This is a genomic window from Mycobacterium noviomagense (assembly GCF_010731635.1).
Lineage (GTDB): Bacteria > Actinomycetota > Actinomycetes > Mycobacteriales > Mycobacteriaceae > Mycobacterium > Mycobacterium noviomagense.
In genome coordinates, this window is the sequence record NZ_AP022583.1 from 2,353,247 (window position 1) to 2,373,250 (window position 20,004).

General features: G+C 66.6%; 16 protein-coding genes and 2 pseudogenes. 8 read left to right on the forward strand and 10 right to left on the reverse strand.

The genetic code is table 11. From position 1 onward, the window contains the following. Window positions 1–11: 11 nt before the first annotated feature. From G6N15_RS10780 to G6N15_RS10790, 3 genes are read right to left on the reverse strand one after another with little or no spacing between them, the layout of a single operon-like run. Window positions 12–1,154 carry an acyl-CoA dehydrogenase family protein gene (locus G6N15_RS10780; protein ID WP_083089941.1) on the reverse strand — a complete coding sequence of 381 codons (1,143 nt, stop codon included), beginning with the start codon at window positions 1,152–1,154 and terminating at the stop codon, window positions 12–14. Next, a complete protein-coding gene (locus G6N15_RS10785; protein WP_083089940.1) occupies window positions 1,151–2,320 on the reverse strand; it encodes an acyl-CoA dehydrogenase in 1,170 nt (389 codons plus the stop codon). Before G6N15_RS10785 ends, G6N15_RS10780 begins: the two co-directional genes overlap by 4 nt. Further along, a complete protein-coding gene (locus G6N15_RS10790) occupies window positions 2,317–3,051 on the reverse strand; it encodes an SDR family NAD(P)-dependent oxidoreductase (RefSeq protein ID WP_083089942.1) in 735 nt (244 codons plus the stop codon). The genes G6N15_RS10785 and G6N15_RS10790 overlap by 4 nt, the downstream gene beginning before the upstream one ends. Window positions 3,052–3,136: 85 nt before the next feature. Here G6N15_RS10790 and G6N15_RS10795 point away from each other — a divergent pair, with 85 nt between their 5' ends. The 4 genes and pseudogenes from G6N15_RS10795 to G6N15_RS10810 form a co-directional block, all read left to right on the forward strand. Further along, window positions 3,137–3,496 (forward strand): DUF3054 domain-containing protein, encoded by a 360-nt coding sequence (locus G6N15_RS10795; RefSeq protein WP_083089939.1) that lies wholly within the window; start codon window positions 3,137–3,139, stop codon window positions 3,494–3,496. Window positions 3,497–3,506: 10 nt separating this feature from the next. Beyond that, the gene (locus G6N15_RS10800) at window positions 3,507–4,430 is read left to right on the forward strand and encodes an SAM-dependent methyltransferase (RefSeq protein WP_083089938.1); all 924 of its coding nucleotides are present in this window, start codon (window positions 3,507–3,509) and stop codon (window positions 4,428–4,430) included. An 18-nt stretch (window positions 4,431–4,448) separates the two neighbouring features. Next, window positions 4,449–4,952, forward strand: coding sequence for a GNAT family N-acetyltransferase (locus G6N15_RS10805; RefSeq protein WP_083089937.1), 504 nt, complete (start codon window positions 4,449–4,451; stop codon window positions 4,950–4,952). A 21-nt stretch (window positions 4,953–4,973) separates the two neighbouring features. Next, window positions 4,974–5,303 (forward strand): annotated as a pseudogene (locus tag G6N15_RS10810) (LLM class flavin-dependent oxidoreductase); the annotation flags it as partial. Here the strand turns inward: G6N15_RS10810 and G6N15_RS10815 are convergent. The 3 genes from G6N15_RS10815 to G6N15_RS10825 all read right to left on the reverse strand — a co-directional run bounded on the left by G6N15_RS10815 (window position 5,290) and on the right by G6N15_RS10825 (window position 7,137). Then, entirely contained in the window at window positions 5,290–5,691 is a 402-nt protein-coding gene (locus G6N15_RS10815) for a heme-binding protein (protein ID WP_083089936.1), read from the reverse strand. The pseudogene G6N15_RS10810 and the gene G6N15_RS10815 sit on opposite strands and share 14 nt — an antisense overlap. A gap of 239 nt (window positions 5,692–5,930) precedes the next feature. Next, window positions 5,931–6,293: an SRPBCC domain-containing protein gene (locus G6N15_RS10820; protein WP_197910686.1), complete on the reverse strand. Its 363-nt coding sequence runs from the start codon at window positions 6,291–6,293 to the stop codon at window positions 5,931–5,933. A gap of 103 nt (window positions 6,294–6,396) precedes the next feature. Further along, window positions 6,397–7,137, reverse strand: coding sequence for an MBL fold metallo-hydrolase (locus tag G6N15_RS10825; RefSeq protein ID WP_083089935.1), 741 nt, complete (start codon window positions 7,135–7,137; stop codon window positions 6,397–6,399). Window positions 7,138–7,391: 254 nt separating this feature from the next. On the opposite strand from G6N15_RS10825, the gene fgd reads away from it, so the two are divergent. The 4 genes from fgd to G6N15_RS10850 are packed head-to-tail and all read left to right on the forward strand — an operon-like array spanning window position 7,392 to window position 13,544. Continuing rightward, on the forward strand, window positions 7,392–8,402 hold the full coding sequence (fgd, locus tag G6N15_RS10835; RefSeq protein WP_083089934.1) for a glucose-6-phosphate dehydrogenase (coenzyme-F420): 1,011 nt from the start codon (window positions 7,392–7,394) through the stop codon (window positions 8,400–8,402). A 1-nt stretch (window position 8,403) separates the two neighbouring features. Continuing rightward, entirely contained in the window at window positions 8,404–10,518 is a 2,115-nt protein-coding gene (gene pta / locus G6N15_RS10840) for a phosphate acetyltransferase (protein WP_083089933.1), read from the forward strand. Continuing rightward, window positions 10,511–11,671 (forward strand): acetate kinase, encoded by a 1,161-nt coding sequence (locus G6N15_RS10845; protein WP_083089932.1) that lies wholly within the window; start codon window positions 10,511–10,513, stop codon window positions 11,669–11,671. The genes pta and G6N15_RS10845 overlap by 8 nt, the downstream gene beginning before the upstream one ends. After that, window positions 11,664–13,544: a serine/threonine-protein kinase PknD gene (locus G6N15_RS10850; protein ID WP_083089931.1), complete on the forward strand. Its 1,881-nt coding sequence runs from the start codon at window positions 11,664–11,666 to the stop codon at window positions 13,542–13,544. Before G6N15_RS10845 ends, G6N15_RS10850 begins: the two co-directional genes overlap by 8 nt. 108 nt (window positions 13,545–13,652) lie before the next feature. On the opposite strand, the pseudogene G6N15_RS10855 reads toward G6N15_RS10850, so the two are convergent. From G6N15_RS10855 to glnX, 4 genes and pseudogenes are all read right to left on the reverse strand, one after another. Then, a pseudogene (locus tag G6N15_RS10855) lies at window positions 13,653–14,936 on the reverse strand (IS110 family RNA-guided transposase). Window positions 14,937–15,260: 324 nt separating this feature from the next. Continuing rightward, window positions 15,261–17,522, reverse strand: a complete 2,262-nt coding sequence (locus G6N15_RS10860) for a serine/threonine-protein kinase PknG (protein WP_372506563.1) — start codon at window positions 17,520–17,522, stop codon at window positions 15,261–15,263. A gap of 11 nt (window positions 17,523–17,533) precedes the next feature. Next, window positions 17,534–18,517 (reverse strand): glutamate ABC transporter substrate-binding protein, encoded by a 984-nt coding sequence (locus tag G6N15_RS10865; protein WP_372506556.1) that lies wholly within the window; start codon window positions 18,515–18,517, stop codon window positions 17,534–17,536. Next, complete coding sequence (gene glnX, locus G6N15_RS10870) at window positions 18,517–19,863, reverse strand: protein kinase G-activating protein GlnX (protein ID WP_083089957.1); 1,347 nt, start codon at window positions 19,861–19,863, stop codon at window positions 18,517–18,519. Before glnX ends, G6N15_RS10865 begins: the two co-directional genes overlap by 1 nt. Between the last annotated feature and the right edge of the window lie 141 nt (window positions 19,864–20,004).

Here is a 20,004-nt window from a genome sequence, read left to right on the forward strand (position 1 = left end):
TCGGTGGCCATCTACAGGCCCAGATCCTTGGCGATGATGGTCTTCATGATCTCGGTGGTGCCGCCGTAGATGGTCTGGATGCGGGCATCGACGAAAGCCCGCGCCACCGGGTATTCGCGCATGTAGCCGTAGCCGCCGTGCAATTGCAGGCAGCGGTCGGCGGTGCGAACCTGCAGCTCGGTTGTCCACCACTTCAGCCGGGCTGCCCGCGCGGCGGTCAGCTCGCCGGCCAGGTGCTCGGCGATGCAATCGTCGAGATACGTTCGAGCGACGTCGAGTTCGGTGGCCAGCTCGGCGAGCACGAATTGGGTGTTTTGGAAACTGGCGATCGGCGTGCCGAAAGCTCGCCGCTGCCGGACGTAGTCTAGCGTCTGGGCCAGCACTCCCTCCGCCGCCGCGACCGCACCTACCGCCAACGAAAGCCGCTCCTGCGGAAGATTTTCCATCAACTGGTAAAAGCCCCGGCCCTCTTCGCCGAGCAGGTTCTCAACGGGTACGCGCATGTCGGTGAAGGTCAGCTCGCTGGTGTCCTGGGCGTGCAGCCCAATTTTTTGCAGATTGCGGCCACGGCTGAAACCCGGTGTGTTGGCGTCGATGACCAGCAGCGACAGCCCCTTGTGCCGGTCGGGCGAGGTGCGTACCGCCACGACGAACAGGTCACCGTTTTGACCGTGGGAGACAAAGGTCTTCGCACCGTTGACCACGTAGTGGTCGCCCTCGCGGACCGCCGTCGTGCGGATTCCCGCCAGATCGCTGCCGACGCCCGGCTCGGTCATCGTGATGCCCAGCACCGTCTCACCGGTCACCACACCGGGCAGCCACCGCTGTTTCTGCTCGGCCGTGGTCAGCTCAGTCAGGTACGGCAGCACTATGTCGTTCTGTAGCGAGAATGCGACAGCCTCGGCCGCCGCACCGACCCGCTGCAGCCCCTCGATGAGGATCACGTGGTAGCGGAAGTCGTCGACGCCCGGGCCGCCGAACTCCTCGGACACCGGGAAGCCCAGCAGGCCGAGCTTTCCGGCCTCGGTGAACAGCGATCGGTCCCAACACCCGGCGTGTTCCCAGTTCTCGTGGGCGGGAAGCACAATCTGCTGCACGAAATCCCGCACCAGTTCCCGGAACTGGTGATGCTCGGCGGTGTAGGTCAGTGTCATCGGAAGGCGTCCAGACCCGTGAAGGCCTGGCCCAGTACCAGCTGGTGCATCTCTGGCGTGCCTTCGTAGGTGAGTACCGACTCCAGGTTGACCATGTGCCGGATCACCGGATACTCCAGCGATATCCCATTGCCCCCCAGAATGGTTCGGGCCGTGCGGCAGATCTCGATAGCCTCGCGGGTGTTGTTGAGCTTGCCAAAGCTCACCTGCTCGGGCCGCAACCCGGCGCTGTCTTTGAGCCGGCCCAGATGCAGCGCCAACAACTGGCCCTTGTGCAGTTCGACGGCCATGTCGACGAGTTTGGCTTGGGTCAGCTGGAATCCGGCGATCGGCCGGCCAAACTGCGTGCGCTGAGTGGCATAATCGAGCGCCGCCTGCCAGGCGGAGCGCGCCGCGCCCATCGCTCCCCACACGATCCCGTAGCGCGCCTCTGACAGGCATGCCAACGGCCCGCGAAGCCCAGTCGCCTTGGGCAGCAATGATTCTTGAGGCAGCCGCACGTCGTCGAGCACCAATTCGCTGGTGATCGACGCCCGCAGCGACAGCTTGTGGTGAATCGTGTTGGCTTTGAAGCCCGGGGTATTGGCGGGGACGATGAAGCCGCGGATGCCGTCGTCGGTGCCGGCCCAGACGATCGCCACGTCGGCGACCGTGCCGTTGGTGATCCACATCTTGCGCCCGTTGAGCACCCAGTCCGAACCGTCTTGCCGCGCGCGCGTTTTCATCGCCGCCGGGTCGGATCCGACGTCGGGTTCGGTCAACCCGAAGCAGCCGACCAGTTCACCGGCCGCCATCCCGGGCAGCCACTGCTGTTTTTGTTCTTCGGACCCGTAGTTCCAGATCGCGAACATGGCCAGCGATCCTTGCACCGACACCAAAGAGCGGATACCGGAGTCGGCGGCTTCCAGCTCCAGGCAGGCCAGCCCGTAGTGCACCGCCGACGCGCCCCCGCACCCGTACCCGTGCAAGTGCATGCCGAGCAGGCCCAGCTCGCCGAAGCCTTTCGCCAGGTCGCGCACTGGCAGGTCGCCGATCTCGAACCAGTCGGAGACATGCGGAGCGACGTGCTCGGCGCAGAACTGTCGGACGGTGTCGCGCACCGCGATCTCGTCGCTGGACAGCGACGCGTCCAGGCTGAGCGGGTCGATGGGGTCGAAGCTAGTCACCCGGCCATCGTAAGTCCGCCGCTGACGCTCAGGACCTGCCCGGTAATGAACGACGCCGCATCGGAGGCGAAGAACAGCACCGGCGCCGCCACCTCGTCCGGGCGCGCCAGCCGCCGAAACGGGATCGCCTTGATCAGCGCCTCTCTCAGGTTCTCGGGCATCGCCGCGAACAGCGGAGTGTCAGTCGGGCCCGGGCACACGCAATTCACGGTGATCTGGTGACGCGCCATCTCGCGGGCCAGCGACTTGGTCAGCGCAATCACCCCGCCCTTGGCGCCGGCGTAGATGGTTTCGCCCGCGCTGCCCACCCGGCCGGCGTCGCTGGCGAGGTTGATTACCCGCCCACCGCCGCCGGCCTCGATCATTCCCGGCAGGAACGCGCTGCACACGTGCACCGGCCCCAGGTAGTTGATAGCGACTACTTTCTCGGCGAATTCTGTTGTGGCTTCGATGAATTGAAGCATGCGATCCCACCCCGCGGCATTGACCACGACATTGGGCACCCCGACTTCGGCCCGTGTCCGGTCACGCAACACGTCCACCTTCTTACGGTCGGCGACGTCGACCGGCAGCGCGGTGATCAGGTCCGGCTGCTCCTTGGCAGTAGCCTCGGCGGCCGCTTCGTCGATGTCGGCGGCGACGACGCGATCGCCTTGAGCGGCGAATCCCAACGCGATCGCCTTGCCGATACCCGAGCCTGCGCCCGTCACGAGGGCGAGTTTGGCGGTCATCGGCATCTGGGTGAATCGGCATTCATTCGTGCCGAAGCTACATTCGTCATGCTCGCGAGATCAAGGTGGCAGGTACTGTCACGGCATGCAACGTGCGCCGTGGCTGGGCTTCGATGTCGGCTGCGTGCTGGTGTTCTGCGCGCTCGGCCGCCGCAGCCACGACGAAGGGCTCGACCTGGCAGGCGTCGCGACGACGGCGTGGCCGTTTCTGACTGGAACGGTCGTGGGCTGGCTGATCTCGCGGGCCTGGCGACGCCCGACCGCACTGGCCCCGACGGGGGTCGTCGTGTGGCTGTGCACGGTGGCGGTCGGCATGCTGTTGCGCAAAGTTACCGGGGCCGGTGTGGCCGCCAGCTTTGTCGCGGTGGCCGCAGCGGTCACCGCGGTGCTGCTGCTGGGGTGGCGGGCCGCGGCCGCGGTGGTGCGGCGCCACTCCGACGCGTGACGGGAGCGAGATGGCGCGCACTGACGACGACACGTGGAACCCCACCAGCGTCGAAGCCACGGCGACCCTGGCGGCGACAGCCCGCGCGGTGGCGACCAAGCGCGGACTGATCAGCGATCCGTTCGCCGACCCGTTGGTCCGTGCCGTCGGGATCGACTTCTTCACCCGGCTAGCGGACGGCGAGCTCGACATAGCCGACCTCGGCGACGATTTCGTGTTCGGGACGATGACCGACCTGTTGGCCGTGCGCACCCGTTTCTTCGACGGTTTTTGCGCCGATGCCGGGATCGCGGGCATCGGCCAAGTGGTGATTCTGGCCTCCGGGCTCGATGCCCGCCCCTATCGGCTGTGGTGGCCGCCCGGCACCACGGTGTACGAACTCGACAAGCCGGACGTGATCGAGTTCAAGACCCAGACCCTGCGCTCACTCGGCGCCGCGCCGACGGCCAACCGCCGCGCGGTGGGCGTCGATCTGCGCCAGGACTGGCCCGCGGCGCTGCGGCGAGTCGGTTTCGACGCCAGCCGGCCCAGTGCGTGGATCGCCGAAGGGTTGCTGATCGGATTGCTACCGCCCGACGCCCAGGATCGCCTGCTCGACAACATCACTGCGCTCAGCGCCGCCGGCAGCCGGTTCGCCGCCGACCACGGCGCAAGCCAGGCGCAGGCCGGCTACGACCCTGCCCTGGCTGCCCGATGGCGACAACACGGCCTGGGCATCGACATGAGCAAGCTGACCTTCCCGGGCGAGCACAACGACGTCGCCGAGTACCTGGCCGGCCACGGCTGGGAGACGGTCGACACCACGCTGGCCGACGTGTGCGGCATCACCGGTCTGCCCGGCCTGTGGCGCGGCCAGCGGGCCGACGCGCCGGTCGCGAGCTCGTATGTCACCGCGGTGCGTGTGGGGCAAGCTCGGAATGCGCGCGGCCGGTAGGCGTTAGACAGTTGAGTGATGTCCCAACCGCTGCAGTCCACCGCGGCGGGCCGACTGCGGTTCGTGTCGGCCGGCCAAGATGATCCGCTGGCGCAGCCGCTGCTGGCCGAGCTGGCCGTCGAATACGCTCAGCGCTATGGCGGCACGCCGCAAACCCACCTGACGTGGCTGCGGGTTCCGTCCGGCGAGTTGGCGCCGCCCGACGGCGGTTTGGTGATCGGCGTGGTCGACGACATGCCGGTCACCGGTGGGGCGTTTCGCCGCTACGACGCTCAGACCGTCGAATTCAAGCGGATCTGGACCGATCGCGCGCATCGCCGCCGCGGTTACGCCAAGGCGCTGCTGGCGGCGCTCGAGGACGAGACCGCTGCGCGCGGATACCGGCGGGTGTACCTGATCACCGGCAATCGGCAGCCGGAGGCCGAGGCTCTCTATGAAGCCAGCGGCTACACCCGCCTCGACGAGCCGCTGCCGTCCTGGGGGCCGTTTGAACCCATCGCGTTCGAAAAGTGGCTGCCGTGAGCGCGCCGCTGCAACTGGGCGTCGCGCTCGGGCCACGCGATCGGCGCTCGTTACGCCGACGCGGTGTTCACGTTGCACTCGACGCTAGACGACGCCCAGCGCTACTACTTCGACGTCAGGCGCCGGGCCGCGTCATGCGGACGAGACCCTAACGCGCTCAAGGTTTTTCTGGCTGCCACGTTCGTGCTGGGCGAGGTCGCCGAGGCCGAGAACCTGTCGACGCCGCACGGGCTAGACGAATTCGTCGACAAGGTGGTGCCGCTGTTGCAGGAACGCGGCGTGTTCCGTACCGAATACAGCGGCACCACCCTGCGCGATCATCTCGGGTTGGCGCCGGTTAGCCGGCCATGAATTCGTTGTAGGCCGACTGCAGGTCGGGCGACAATGCGGTGGTGTTGCACTGGCGCTCCGTGTCACCGATCGGCGCCAAGATGCCCCGCAGGTCGTAGTACTCCTGCGGGTGGGCGGTGAAGTAGCTACGCAGGTTGGCCGCCGCCTGGGGACGCGGCTGACTGAACGCTGATGTCACCGCCGCGTTGGCGTCCGGATGCGCGTCGAGGTATTGGCGCGCTTGATCCGTCGAGGAGCTGACGGTGTTGTTCACCGCGGCCGGGCTGCAGTCGGGCGCAGCAGAGGCGCTCGGTGCCGCCATGGTGGTCGCCGCCAGACCCCCGAGTACACAGGCGGTCGCAGCGATGCCGACGGCTTGGCTGCGCATGGTCATACCACTGGGTTTCATGCTTGCTTGTTCCTTTACGTTGCACATTCGGTCACAGATCCCCCGACCCGACAGCCAACGTACGCGAGACACTCGGCGGCTACCGGTCGCTGACGGCAACGAAAACCGCTGCTGGACAAGCGTTACCGGCAAAAGCGCGAGTTTTGCCGTAACTCAGGGCGATTTTCTTAGAGTACGCGCTCGATACTTAACAAATCGTGACAGTAAGCGTGATCGAATTGTGACGTATTGATCGGCGCTTAACGGGTACCGATCGACTCCACGAGCGCGGCGAGCTTGTCGAGCGCCATCCGGGTACCGAGCTCGTTGTCCGCAGCTGAAACTCCTGGCGGCAAGCCGTCGTGCAGCACGACCACGTCCGTGCCGTCAGCTGCCCCACGAGCGTTGTCGTCATCTGCATCAACGCCGCGCAGCGCAGGGTCCGCGGTTTCGAATTCGAGCTCTTCGACCACCCGCTCGTTGGGCACCAGTTCGACGAAACGGCCGTGATAGGTGTCGGTCGGTCCGGCGGTCTTGCCCGGCTGGTCCGCCGAGTTGTATGTCAGCGAGACGCGAAACGCACCGCCGACGCGGGGCTCGAACCTGTGCACCACGGCCGTCATCCCGTCCGCACCCGCCAATTGGCGATGGCGTCCGCCGAGACCAGCGCGTGAAAAATCGTCGCGCGGTCAGCGCGAATGTGCCGGGCGGTGCGGGTTCGGGTCACTAGCGGGCCAGCGCCGCGGCCTTCCCGGTGGCTTCCTGGATCGGGCCACGCCACAGGTCGCCGTGGCCGGGCGCCAGGATCTCGGTCTCCAGCAGCGCCAGCGCGGCAAGGCTGCGGACACAGTCGTTCTGGCTGTGGCTGAACACCGCGGGCAGGAGTTGCGGACCGCTGCGGCGCAGCAGCGGATGCCCGGTGACCAGGGCGTCGCCGCTGGCCAGCACACCGTCGACCACATACGAGCAGTGCCCGCTGGTGTGCCCCGGGGTGGGGATGGCCATCGGGTGGCCGGGCAGCTGGGCGGCGATGTCGGTGGTCAACGGTTGTGTGGTCGGGATGCCGTCGCGGATCAGACCGCCGTTGCGCACCACATGCGCACCCCACACCGCCCACCGGGGTCGCCAGATCCGCAAGGCGACGTCCACCGGGGAGGCTTGTTGCAGATACTCACGCTTGGCGTGCCCGACCTCGTCGGGGTGGCAATACACCGGGGTGCCGTGCTCTTTGGCGAACCAGATGGCCGAGCCCAAGTGGTCGATGTGGGCGTGCGTCAGCAAGATCGCCGTCACGTCGCCCGGCTGGTGGCCAAGCTGGCGCAGCGAGGCCAGCACGTCGTCGCGGTCACCGGGGTAGCCGGAATCGATCAGCATGACCCCGCTGTCGTCGCGGACGATCAGCCAGTTGACCGCTTCCCCCTGGGCGAGGTGCACGATGTCGGTGACATTTGTGAGCACCGGTGCCATGCCCGCGAGTTTAGGCACCGGGCGATCGCAAGCTCGGCGAAGCCGGGCGCAGCGGGTCGCCCGCCCGACCAGTATGGCGATCGCAAGCTCGGCGAAGCCGGGCGCAGCGGGTCGCCCGCCCGACCAGTATGGCGATCGCAAGCTCGGCGAAGCCGGGCGCAGCGGGTCGCCCGCCCGACCAGTATGGCGATCGCAAGCTCGGCGAAGCCGGGCGCAGCGGGTCGCCCGCCAAAAACAGGGAGTAGAAAAGACTGGTGGCTGAACTGAAACTGGGATACAAAGCGTCGGCAGAACAATTCGGGCCGCGCGAACTCGTCGAACTCGGAGTCGCCGCCGAAGCCCACGGCATGGACAGCGCCACCGTCAGCGACCACTTCCAGCCGTGGCGCCACAAGGGTGGGCACGCCCCGTTCTCGCTGTCGTGGATGACCGCCGTCGGCGAGCGCACGAAGAAGATCCAGTTGGGCACCTCGGTGCTCACCCCGACCTTCCGGTACAACCCCGCGGTCGTCGCCCAGGCCTTCGCCACCATGAGCTGCCTTTATCCGGGCCGGATCTTCCTGGGGGTCGGCACCGGCGAAGCGTTGAATGAGATCGCCACCGGCTACGAGGGCGCCTGGCCGGAGTTCAAGGAGCGGTTCGCCCGGTTGCGCGAGGCGGTTCGGCTGATGCGCGAGCTGTGGCGCGGCGACCGCGTCGACTTCGACGGCGAGTTCTACCACCTCAAGGGCGCCTCGATCTACGACGTGCCCGAGGGCGGAGTGCCGATCTACGTCGCCGCCGGCGGCCCGGCCGTGGCCAAATACGCCGGACGCGCCGGCGATGGGTTCATCTGCACCTCCGGCAAGGGCGAGGAGCTGTACCGCGAGAAGCTGATGCCGGCGGTGCAGGAGGGGGCCAAGGCCGCCGATCGCAATGTCGACGACATCGACAAGATGATCGAGATCAAGATCTCCTACGACCCCGACCCGAAGCTGGCGCTGGAGAACACCCGGTTTTGGGCGCCGCTGTCGCTGACCGCCGAGCAGAAGCATTCCATCGACGACCCGATCGAGATGGAGAAGGCCGCCGACGAGCTGCCGATCGAGCAGGTCGCCAAACGCTGGATCGTCGCGTCGGATCCCGACGAGGCGGTCGAGAAGGTCGGCCAATACGTCGAATGGGGACTCAACCACCTGGTGTTCCACGCACCGGGCCACGACCAGCGCCGCTTCCTGCAGCTCTTCGAAAAGGACCTGGCACCGAGGCTGCGGCGGCTGGCCTGATGTGTCTGGCATCTACATCGCCGCGCCCGAGGGAGACACCGGCAAGTCGACGATCGCGCTGGGCGTCCTGCACCGACTGACCGCGACCGTCCCCAAGGTCGGGGTGTTCCGGCCCATAGTCCGGTCGGGCCGCGGCGATCGCAAGCGCGGCGAAGCCGGGCGCGGCGGGTCGCCGCGAGTCGATGATCGCGACTACATCCTCGAGCTCCTGCTGACACATGCCAGCGCCGGCCTGCCATACGAGCGCTGTGTCGGCGTGACCTACCAGCAGCTGCACGCCGACGGCGACGCCGCGATCGCCGACATCGTCGAGCGCTACCACGCGATGGCCGACCAGTGCGACGCGGTGATGGTCGTGGGCAGCGACTACACCGACGTCACCAGCCCCGCCGAGCTGTCGGTCAACGCACGCATCGCGGCCAACCTCGGCGCACCGGTGCTGCTGGTGGTGCGGGCCAAAGGCCGCAGCGCCGACGACGTCGCGCACCTGGTCGAGGTCTGTCTGGCCGAGCTGGCCGAGCAGCACGCCCACACCGCGGCCGTAGTGGCGAACCGCTGTGAGCCCTCGCAACTTCGCGCGGTCGCCAAGGCGCTCGCCCGATTCACCCCGCGGACGTATGCGCTGCCTGACGAGCCGTTGCTGGTGGCGCCCACGGTGGCCGATCTGCAGCAGGCGGTGAACGGAAACCTGGTCAGCGGTGATCCCGCGCTGATGGGACGCGAAGTGATGGGGGTGGTGGTCGCCGGGATGATCGCCGAGCATGTGCTGGAACGGCTTTCCGAGGGTGCTGCGGTCATCACGCCTGGTGACCGCTCCGACGTTGTGCTGGCGGTAGCCAGCGCCCATGCGGCCGAAGGGTTTCCGTCGCTGTCGTGCATGATCCTCAACGGCGGGTTCCAGCTGCACCCGTCGATCGCGGCGTTGGTGGCAGGGCTGCGGTTGCGGCTGCCGATGATCGCCACCACGCTGGGCACGTTCGACACGGCCAGCGCCGTGGCGTCGGCGCGCGGCCGCGTCACCGTGGGATCGCAGCGCAAGATCGACACCGCGCTGGCGTTGGTCGAACGCCACGTCGACGTGTCGGACCTGTTGGCGCAGCTGGCCATCCCGATTCCGACGGTCACCACACCGCAGATGTTCACCTACCAGCTGCGAGAGCGGGCGCGCGCGGATCGCAAGCACATCGTGCTGCCCGAAGGCGACGACGACCGCATTCTCAAAGCGGCCGGGCGAGTGCTCCAGCGCAAAGTGGCCCAGCTGACCATCCTCGGTGACGAGAACCGAATCCGGTCGCGAGCAGCCGAACTCGGCGCCAACCTCGACGATGCCGCGGTAATCGATCCGACGTCGAGTGAGTTGTGCGACCAGTTCGCCGCCCAATATGCGCGATTGCGCAAGGGCAGAGGCGTGACCGTGGAACACGCCCGGGAGATCATGTGCGACGTCTCGTATTTCGGCACCATGCTGGTCTACAACGGCATCGTCGACGGCATGGTGTCAGGTGCTGCGCACACCACCGCGCACACCGTGCGTCCGGCGTTCGAAATCATCCGAACCGCACCAGGTGTCTCCACGGTGTCGAGTATTTTCCTGATGTGCCTACCGGATCGAGTGCTGGCGTACGGCGACTGCGCGATCGTTCCCGATCCGACGCCCGAGCAGCTCGCCGACATTGCAATCAGCTCCGCCCGCACCGCCGCGCAGTTCGGAATCGAGCCCCGGGTGGCGATGCTGTCGTACTCCACCGGCGAATCCGGTGCTGGCGCCGATGTCGACAAGGTCAGGACCGCAACACGATTGGTACGAAGCCGGGCGCCGCAGTTGCTGGTCGAGGGACCGATCCAATACGACGCCGCGGTGGACCCGTCAGTGGCGGCCACCAAGATGCATGACTCGCCCGTGGCCGGCCGGGCGACGGTGCTGATCTTCCCCGACCTCAACACCGGCAACAACACCTACAAGGCCGTCCAGCGCAGCGCCGGTGCGATCGCGATCGGCCCGGTGCTGCAGGGCCTGAACAGACCCGTCAACGACCTATCCCGTGGCGCGCTGATCGAAGACATCGTCAACACCATCGCCATCACTGCGATCCAAGCCCAGGGCACCCATGACTGAGTCCGTCGTGCTGGTGATCAACTCCGGTTCGTCATCGCTGAAATACCGCCTGCTCGAACCTGATTCAGGCAAGTCGCGGATAGACGGCATCGTCGAGCAGATCGGGGAGCGCTCCTCGCCGGTCGCCGACCACGAGGCGGCACTGCATTTGGCGTTCGACCGGTTCGCGCAGGCCGGCATTGACTTGGACAACTGTGGTCTGGTCGCGGTGGGCCACCGGGTGGTGCACGGAGGCAAGACGTTCTACCGGCCCACCGTCATAGACGAGGCCTTGATCGCCAAGGTGAAGGAACTCGCGCCGCTGGCGCCGCTGCACAACCCGCCCGCGGTGCAAGGGATCGAAGTGGCGCGCCGACTGCTGCCCGACGTGCCGCATGTCGCAGTGTTCGACACCGCGTTTTTCCACGACCTGCCCGCGGCGGCCGCGACGTATGCCATCGACCGGGAGGTCGCGGAAAAGTGGCGGATCCGCCGCTACGGATTTCACGGCACGTCGCACCAGTACGTCAGCGAGCAGGCCGCCGCTTTCCTGGGCAAACCGCTGGATAGTTTGAATCAGATTGTGCTGCATTTGGGTAACGGATCGTCGGCGTCGGCGATCGCCGCTGGAAGGCCGGTCGAGACGTCGATGGGACTGACCCCGATGGAGGGCCTGGTGATGGGAACCCGCAGCGGTGACATCGATCCCGGCATCATCAGCTACCTGTACCGGTCAGCGCAGATGAGCGTCGAGGACATCGAGTCCATGCTCAACCACCGCTCCGGGGTGCTGGGTATTGCCGGTGAACAGGACTTCCGACGATTGCGCGAAATGATCGAATCAGGCGACCATACAGCACAATTGGCCTATGACGTGTTCATCCACCGGCTGCGCAAATACATCGGCGCGTACCTTGCGGTGCTGGGCCGCACCGACGTGCTGACGTTCACCGCCGGCATCGGCGAAAACGCCGCGCAGGTGCGCCGCGATGCGCTGGCCGGGATGGCTGGCCTCGGCATCGAACTCGACGAGCACCGCAATACTGCCGCGGCCACCGAGGCGCGGCGGATCTCCGCAGACAACTCGACCGTCACCGTGCTGGTAATCCCGACCAACGAAGAACTGGCCATCGCTCGAGACTGCGTGCAAGCGATCGGGCAAGGCGATGGCTGACGAGCTTGACGACCGGCGTGTCGGAACCCGACTGGGGCGCTATGAGGTTCGGGCACTGCTCGCCCAGACCGGCGTAGGCCGGCTCTACCAGGCCCTCGACACCGCCAACAACCGCACGGTCGCGCTTACCCTGCTGCCGCCCGGCGTCGATCGCCAGCGGTTCGTCACCGAGTTGGCCATCGTCGCGCGGACCACTGACCCGCATCTCATCCCCGTTCACGATTGGGGTGAGATCGACGGTGTCTGCTACGTCGCGACACCGTTGACACGCGGTGAGACGCTGCGGTCGCTGCTGTCCACGTTCGGCCCGATGAGCCCGCAGCGGGCGGTGGCGATCGTCGGACAGGTTGCCGCAGCCCTAGATGCCGCCCGTGCCCATCGGTTGATCCACCGGGACGTCCGACCGGAGAACATCCTCGTCACTGACGACGACGTCGCCTACCTCCTGGGGTTCGGCGTCGCCGACCCGGAATTGTGCGCGCAGCGACCGACAGCTGGCTCGTATGCGTATACCGCACCGGAGCGTTTCGACAACGCGCTGCCCAGCACCCGGGCCGACGTGTATTCGCTTGCCTGCGTGCTGACCGAACTGCTGACCGGCGACCGCCCTTACCCGGCTGCGACGACGGTGGGCCAAGTAATCAAGGCCCACTTGACCGCAGCGCCGCCCAAGCCGAGCCTGGTTCGTCCGCAAGCGGTTTCACCCCGCTTCGACGCGGTGATCGCGCGGGGCATGGCCAAGAATCCGCAGCACCGGTACGCGACCGCGGGCGACCTCGCTCATGCAGCCCGCGAGGCGCTCTCGGCCGACGCGGTTGCAGAGCAGCCCACGATGGTTGGGCGGGCCAGCGACTTCGCCGCGGTGGCCGCCAAACGGCGGCCACCGCAATGCGTTTCGGAGCAGGTTCCCGAGGCGGACCCCTACGCGGATTCGCACCAGGACTTCTACTCCGAGTCCTACGCCGACGAGGTCGCCGAGCCGACGTGGCAGCGCTCGGCGCTGCTGACGCTGGCCCTCGCCGTGATGGTGGTGCTGGTGCTCGCGGCCGCCGGCATCGTCGTTTGGCGGCTCGCAGCCACTCACGGCCAACTGCCCGGGTCAACGAAACCCGCACCGACGGCTTATCGGGCCACCATTCTGCCGTTCACCGGCTTGACCGGGCCGGAGGGAGTGGCGGTGGACGCGGTTGGCAGCGTCTACGTGAGCAACATCGAAAACGACCGGGTGGTAAAGCTGCCGCCCGACTCCACCAGGCAGACCGTGCTGCCGTTCATCAACCTCAAGGAACCGTACGGCTTGGCAGTAGACAAGGACGGTGGCGTCTACGTCGGCGACACCGACAACGATCGCGTGGTGAAACTGGCCGCGGGGTCCACCAGCCAGACCGTGCTGCCGTTCAACGGCCTGAAGCGCCCGGAAGGATTGGCGGTGGGCAAAGACGGGAGTGTCTACGTCGTCGACACCGGCAACGACCGGGTGGTGCAACTGGCCGCGGGGTCGACCACCCAGACGGTGCTGCCGTTCAGCGACCTTGAACGTCCCAAGGGTGTGGCGGTGGACAAGGACGGCAGCGTCTACGTCGCCGATACCGGCAACAACCGGGTGTTGAAGCTGGCGACTGGATCAACCAGCCAGACCGTACTGCCGTTCACCAGCCTGAGGGATCCATCCGGTTTAGCGGTGGACCAGTCCAATAGCCTCTATGTCACCGACGGCAGTCGGGTGGTGAGATTGAACGCGGGGGCGACCAAACAGGTTGTGCTGCCGGTTCCCCAGCTCAACTACACCCACGGTGTGGCAGTGGACGGCGCGGGCAACATCTACGTCAGCGATTACGGCAACGACCAGGTGGTCAAGCTGGTCGCGAGTTGACGAGCCCGAACAGACACAAAAGTCCCCGAAACCCACTCGGATTAGGAGCTTTTGCGTCTCACTCGAAAATGAGGCGACCCCTTGCTGATGAGTCGCTGGCATTAGGTGTTAGGCGGCTTGGGTGGGTGGCTCGAGGGTGACTTTGTATCCCAGGCTCTCCAATTGCTTGATGGCTCGTGCCTTGGCTTTGCCGGGCTGGTGTCGGGTGTAGTAGTCGGGGCCGGGATCGCGGTAGAAGGCGCCGTTGGTCAGCATGTTCCAGGCGTCGGTGAGCATCTTGTGTTCGATGGAGACTAGGGCGATCTGGCCGGCGATCGACATACCGGCGGTTTTGTCTCTGCGCGATTGGGCGGCCCGGCGCCGGCCGGCGATGCGCCGGTAGCGGATGCTGTAGTAGGTGTCTTTGGTGCGAGCGGCCGACAGGGCTGCCACGCCGAGCGCGGCTTTAAGGTGACGGTTGCCCGGGCGGGTGGCGCCCGATTTGACCCGGCCTGCTGACTCGTCGCAGCCCGGCACCACCCGGCCCACGACGCCAGGTGCGCGGCGGTGGGAAATACGCTCATGTCCGCACCGGTTTCGGCGATGAACACATCGGCCACCAGCCGCGACCAGCCCGGGATGCTCATCAGCAACTCCCGGATGGGTCGAAGGAGCGATCGCCTCCTCGATGCGTGCATCCAGGCGGGCGATATCGGCGGTGTGGGCATCGATGCGATCCAAATACAACCGCACCATAAAGGCGTGATGCTCGGTGAACCGTCCGCGCAGCGCCTCGGTGAGCGCTGGGATCTTTTGACGCATCCGTTGTTTGGCCAGATCAGCGAGGACCACCGAATCGCGTTGGCCGGCGATCAGCGCTTCTAGCATTGCCCGCCCGGAGACTCCGACGATGTTGGAGGCCACCGCGGAGAGTTTGATTCCGGTGTCTTCGAGCAGCTTCTCCAGCCGCTGAATCTCTTTGGTGCGCGCCCGGGTGATGGTGGTGCGAGCCCGGGTCAGATCGCGTAACACCCGAATCGGCTCCGGCGGCACAAACGAGGCGCGCAGCAGCCCGTGGGCGCCCAGATCGGCCAGCCACGCCGCATCCGAGACATCGGTCTTGCGCCCGGGCACATTGCGCGCCGCCTTGGCATTGACCAGCATCACGTTCAGCTGGCCTTCGAGTAGGTAGTAAAACGGCTTCCAGTAATCGGAGGTGGATTCGATCACCACACAGGAGACCCGCTCAGCGAGCAGATGCTCGCGTAACGCCAGGATCTCGCCGGTGGTCGACCCCCACGTACTGACCGTTGTCGACGTGCCACGCCGCCCTCGGCCCTGAACCCGAACGCAGACCTTCGCGTCTTTCTTCGACACATCAATGCCCGCGCACCGCGGATGGATCACCTCCATGGCCGATCACACCCTTTCCGTCCAGATATCTTGTGGTGGAGCGTGTTTCGGAGAGGGCGAAAACAAAACAGGAGTCTCACTCACGTGCTCACAGGCAACAATCCACCGCCCCCGCACAACCACCAGGGGGTGCCCTCCAGCCACCAAGCTGCTCGCCGTGCTCACCGGCAACACAGACGCAACGGGGTCACCGAAACACCCCTAAAGCGTCAACCCGCACCGGCCCGCGAAGCAACCACCCACCCAGCCGAACGGCCAGTGCTAATTTTCATCTTCCACCGCGGGGCGAAGCCCCCCTGGCAGCTGCTCGCGCAATCAGCGCAATCAGAACGTGCTGGCGGGGCGTACCCGGTTGGCCATGTCGACCAAGGTGTAGCGGTGCGCCTGCGTGGGCGCAACTCGCGCCAGGGCCCGAAGCGACGCTTCGACCCCGAGCCGCAAACCGTGTCGGGTGAACGGGTAACCCAGAATGTGGTTGGTGCTGGCCTCGTGGTTTTCCAGCCAGTCCATCGCCGTGCCCAGCACCAATGCGCGGATCTGGAGCACCCGAGGTTCGGTGGGCGGCAAAGCCTCCACCCGCCGCGCCGCGTCGCGGATCTCCTCTTCGGTGATCTCTTTCTGCGATCGACCCGACAACAGCGTGACCGCGCTGGTCAACCGCGCGGTCGTGAAATGCCTTGAGGTGGCGGGTACTTCGTCGAGGGTGCGCACCGCGCCCGCTCGGTCGCCGGTCGCCGAGAGTGCTCGGGCCAGACCGAACGCCGCCGAGATCACTCCGTCGTCGGTCTGCCACACCGTCCGGTAGAACTTCTCCCCGTCGGGGTTGCCAGCCAGTTCGTGGGTGGCCGCCAGCGCCATCTTGGGCGCCAGCTCACCGGGGAAGGTGTCCAGCACCTCGCTGAAATGCTTGATGGCCGAGTCATAGTCGCCGGTCAACAGCTCCGACACGGCGCGATACCACACCAGCCGCCAGCGCCAGCCGACGCGTTCGGCTAGGTCGTCGAGTTTGCGGGTGGCGTTGCCGACGTCGCCGAGGTCAAGCAGCGCACGCACTTCCATCAGCGGCAGCTCGACCGACTCCGACAGGTCGATGCCCTCGGCGTCCAGCGAGCCGTGCCGGAAGGCGCGCAGCGAATCCAGGGTCTGCACGGGCTGCGAAAGGACGGTGGCCTGCAGCAGCGGGGCGGCGACATCGGCCGGATCTACCAGCGGCACCTGCAGCGCGGTGACGATCTCCTTGGCGGTCAGCTTCTCCGAGTGCACCTGGCCGTCCAGATACACGTCGGTGTGGCAGACCAGCAGGTCCACGCCGAATGTCGAACGGGAGCGGGAAAAGATCGTCGACAACCCGGGACGCGGCACCCGGGTGTCGTGGGCGACCACCTCGCGCAGCACGCCCATCAGCTGCCCGGACATCTCCTCGGCGCTGCTGAACCGCCGCCGTGGATCGGGGTCGATGGCGCGACGCAGCAACCGGCCGAACGAGTCGTACTTCTCCAGCACCGGGTCGTCGTCGGGCAGTCCCTCGACGTAGCGGCCGTTGCGGGTGCGCAGGTTCAACGTCAACGCGGCCAACGTGCGTCCGACCGTGTAGATGTCGGTGGCCACAGTCGGGCCGGTCCGCACGATCTCCGGCGCCTGGTAGCCGGGCGTGCCGTAGAGGTAGCCGAACGAGTTGATCCGCGACACCGCGCCGAGGTCGATCAGTTTCAGCTGCTCCTCGGTCAGCATGATGTTCTCCGGCTTGAGGTCGTTGTACACCAAGCCGATCGAATGCAAATAGCCCAGGGCAGGCAGGATTTCGAGGATGTAGGCGATCGCTTCGGCCACCGCGAGCTTGTCGCCCTTGCGTCGCTTGAGCGATTGCCCGCCGACGTACTCCATCACGATGTAGCCGACGGGGTTGCCGTGCCGGTCCGGGTGCTCGACGAAGTTGAAGATCTGCACGATCGACGGGTGCACCACTTCGGCCAGGAACTGCCGTTCGGCCATGGCGATCTTTTGCGCCTCGGCGTCGCCGGAATGCACCAGGCCTTTGAGCACCACCGGACGGTCGTTGACGTTTTTGTCGAACGCCAGGTACACCCAGCCCAGCCCGCCGTGCGCGATGCATCCCTTGACCTCGTACTGGCCGGCGACGATATCACCCGGGTTCAGTTGCGGCAGAAACGAATACGGGCTGCCGCAGTACGGGCACCATCCCTCTGAGGGCGACTCGCCGTCCGGTCCGGATCGGCCGACCGGGCGGCCACAGTTCCAGCAGAACCGCCGAGACTCCGGTACCACCGGATCGGTCATCAGCGCTTCGAGCGGATCGGTGTAGGGCACTCGCGGCACTTCCACCAGGCCACCGCCCAGCTTTCGCACCGGCGGCACCGTCCGAGTCGCGGTGGCGGGCAGCCGTTCCTGCGGTTCGGTTTCGACAGTGCGCACCGACGTGCGCTCCGAGTCGTCGAGATCCGGACGGAAAATGGCCTGGGTGGACATCGCGCGCCGCACCGAAGCCGAGTCGGCGAGCACGTCCGCAGGCTGGGTGCCCGGGCCCTCGTCGGGGAGGCGCTGCTGCTCCTCGCGTTCGTTGTCCATCGGCTCGCCCATCAGTCCACATACCTCGCGGCGGGCGGGGCCGGCGCCGGACCCAACACCGTTAACCATTTGCGGTACAACGTGTTCCAGGTTCCATCGCGGCGGATGCGTTCCAGCGTGCCGTTGACGAAGCGGACCAACCCGGTGTTGTTGAGGTTGATGCCGATGCCATAGGGCTGGGTGTCCATGTTGGGGCCGACGATGTGCAGGTAGGGATCTTGCGAGACCAGCCCGGCGAGGATGGAGTCGTCGGTGCTGACGGCATCGACCTGCCGCTGCTGCAGCGTGACCAGGCAGTCGGCCCAGTTGACGACCGACACGATGATCGGGGGCGGCGCGATTTCACGGATCCGTCGCAGCGACGTGGTGCCCTTGGCCACGCAGACCCGCTTGCCGGGCAAGTCGGACGGCTTGACGATCGACGAGTCACGCGGTGCCAGGATGCGCTGATAGGCGTCCAGGTAGACGGTGGAGAAGTTGACCAGCTTGCGCCGCTCGCAGGTGATCGTCATGGTCTTGACGACGATGTCGACCAACGACTTCTGCAGTGCGGTAATGCGCTCGTCCGACGACAGAATCCGGTACTCGACAGCAGTCGGGGTGCCGAAGATGTCGCGCGCGACCTCGCCGGCGATGTCGACGTCGAAGCCGGTGATCTCGCCGGTGATGGGATCGCGGAAGCTGAACAGGTTGCTGCCGATGTCGAGCCCGACGATCAGCCGGCCGCGGGCGCGGATGCCCTCCACGGCGGCGTCGGCTTCTTCCTTGGTGGGGAAGGGGCGCAGGCTCGCGGTCGGGTCGCAGTCGTTCCGCGAACTCTTCGGCGGGCTGGGCGGCTGGGGCGGCAACTCTTGCATCCCGGCCGGCGTGGGCGGCGGCAGTGTCGGCACCGACATCGCCACCGGCGGCGCTGGGTGCGCGCAGCCGGCCAGCACCGTCCCGGCGGCAAGTGCCGCCGCCAGGGCGTTCCACGGGATCTTGGGCATGGGCGTCATCACCGGTACTCGTTCAGCCGGGGCCACAGACCCAGCGCGACCGCGATCGCAGCGCTCAAGCTGAGCACCACGCCGCCCACCGTGGCGCCGGACAGCCCGCGTCGCGCATTGAGGATGTCGGTACGCAGTTGGTCGCGGCTCTGCTCCATGGTCTTGCCCAGCGCCTCGTCGAGCTTGTCGAACGCCGGGGTGGAGTCGTCTTCGCCATGGCCCAACGCCACCTCGGTGGCGGCCCGGTAGTTGCCGACCGCGATGTAGGTGTTGATCCGGTCGTTGGCCTGCCGCCACCGGGCCAGCAACTGGTCGGCGCCTTGCAGGTCGGTTTTGTCCACGGCGTCGGGGCGCGACAGGTACTCCGCGAGCTGTTTGTGCATGCTGGCGATGCGCTGATAGAAGGACTGCTTGCGAACATCTTCGTCGCCGCGGCGGATCAAGGACAGCGTCTCGTCGGCACGCGCTTGCTGGGCGGTGATCGAAAGGTTCGTGATCGTCTTAAGCGATTCTGCCGCAGTGTTTTTCGCATTGCGGCTGCCTGTCGTGGAAATTGTCAGCGCCGTCCCCACCCAAATCACCATAACGAGAATCGCCAGCGCGCCGGCGACCAGACCCGGGTTGATCCGCCGTTTGGTGCGCCGGGCCAGCCAGCGGTGTGAGTACGCGCCGAACAGCACAGTGGTGGCCACGATGAGGATCACCGGGGCAGGAATCTGGGTCGACGCCGTGGTTTCGCTGTCCACCCGCGCCGACGTCGCCTGGTAAAGACATTGCGCGTCGGGCAGGATCATCGACTGCATCAGCGCCGACGCCTCCGACAGATACGATGCGCCGACGGGGTTACCCGCCCGGTTGTTGGTGCGGGCGATCTCGATCAATCCGGTGTAAACGGACAGTTCGGCGTTGATCCGGCCCAACAACAGCACCCCCGACTCGCCGCGGTCACAGGTGCCCAGCGGCTCGTCGGTCAGCCCGCTGGACGCCCGGGTCACCGCGACTGCGGCGTCGGTGATGGCCTGCTCGTAGCGCTGGCGCACGGCGCGCGGCTCGGCCTGAGCGATGAACGCGGTCGCGGCTGCGGCGTCGGCCACCGACAGCGTGGTGTAGAGCCGGCCGGCGGCGAAGGCGAGCGGCTCGGTGTGGTTGAGCACCGTGGACAGCGCCTGTTGGCGGTGGTTGATGGTCGTCGAGGTCGCAAATGCGGTCGCACCGCCCAGCGCCGCCAAGATGATGCCGATGGTCAGGATGCGACCTGGTGTGGTCGAGATGAACCACCAACGCCGGTGAGCTGGTTCAGTCGGCGACCGCGACCCCAACGGCTCGGTCGACGGGTGCGCCAACTCAACGGTCACGTCTGTTCCGACCCCATCATCTTTCGGCCGATCCCCAAATTAACTGAAACGAACTATATAAGCGAAGTCTAAGAGCCGAAGTCGCTGACGGTGTGGCTTGCCGATAGATGTGTCTAGCGCGCGGCCATCTAAGCGGCCCGC

Excerpts from the sequence above, each read along its gene's own strand:
- G6N15_RS10845 (WP_083089932.1), top strand. The coding sequence starts at position 10,511 with ATGACTGAGTCCGTCGTGCTGGTGATCAACTCCGGTTCGTCATCGCTG.
- G6N15_RS10815 (WP_083089936.1), bottom strand. The coding sequence starts at position 5,691 with ATGAAACCCAGTGGTATGACCATGCGCAGCCAAGCCGTCGGCATCGCT.
- G6N15_RS10790 (WP_083089942.1), bottom strand. The coding sequence starts at position 3,051 with ATGACCGCCAAACTCGCCCTCGTGACGGGCGCAGGCTCGGGTATCGGC.
- G6N15_RS10780 (WP_083089941.1), bottom strand. The coding sequence starts at position 1,154 with ATGACACTGACCTACACCGCCGAGCATCACCAGTTCCGGGAACTGGTG.
- G6N15_RS10860 (WP_372506563.1), bottom strand. The coding sequence starts at position 17,522 with ATGGACAACGAACGCGAGGAGCAGCAGCGCCTCCCCGACGAGGGCCCG.
- G6N15_RS10825 (WP_083089935.1), bottom strand. The coding sequence starts at position 7,137 with ATGGCACCGGTGCTCACAAATGTCACCGACATCGTGCACCTCGCCCAG.
- G6N15_RS10800 (WP_083089938.1), top strand. The coding sequence starts at position 3,507 with ATGGCGCGCACTGACGACGACACGTGGAACCCCACCAGCGTCGAAGCC.
- G6N15_RS10865 (WP_372506556.1), bottom strand. The coding sequence starts at position 18,517 with ATGACGCCCATGCCCAAGATCCCGTGGAACGCCCTGGCGGCGGCACTT.
- G6N15_RS10820 (WP_197910686.1), bottom strand. The coding sequence starts at position 6,293 with ATGACGGCCGTGGTGCACAGGTTCGAGCCCCGCGTCGGCGGTGCGTTT.
- G6N15_RS10805 (WP_083089937.1), top strand. The coding sequence starts at position 4,449 with ATGTCCCAACCGCTGCAGTCCACCGCGGCGGGCCGACTGCGGTTCGTG.
- G6N15_RS10795 (WP_083089939.1), top strand. The coding sequence starts at position 3,137 with ATGCAACGTGCGCCGTGGCTGGGCTTCGATGTCGGCTGCGTGCTGGTG.
- G6N15_RS10850 (WP_083089931.1), top strand. The coding sequence starts at position 11,664 with ATGGCTGACGAGCTTGACGACCGGCGTGTCGGAACCCGACTGGGGCGC.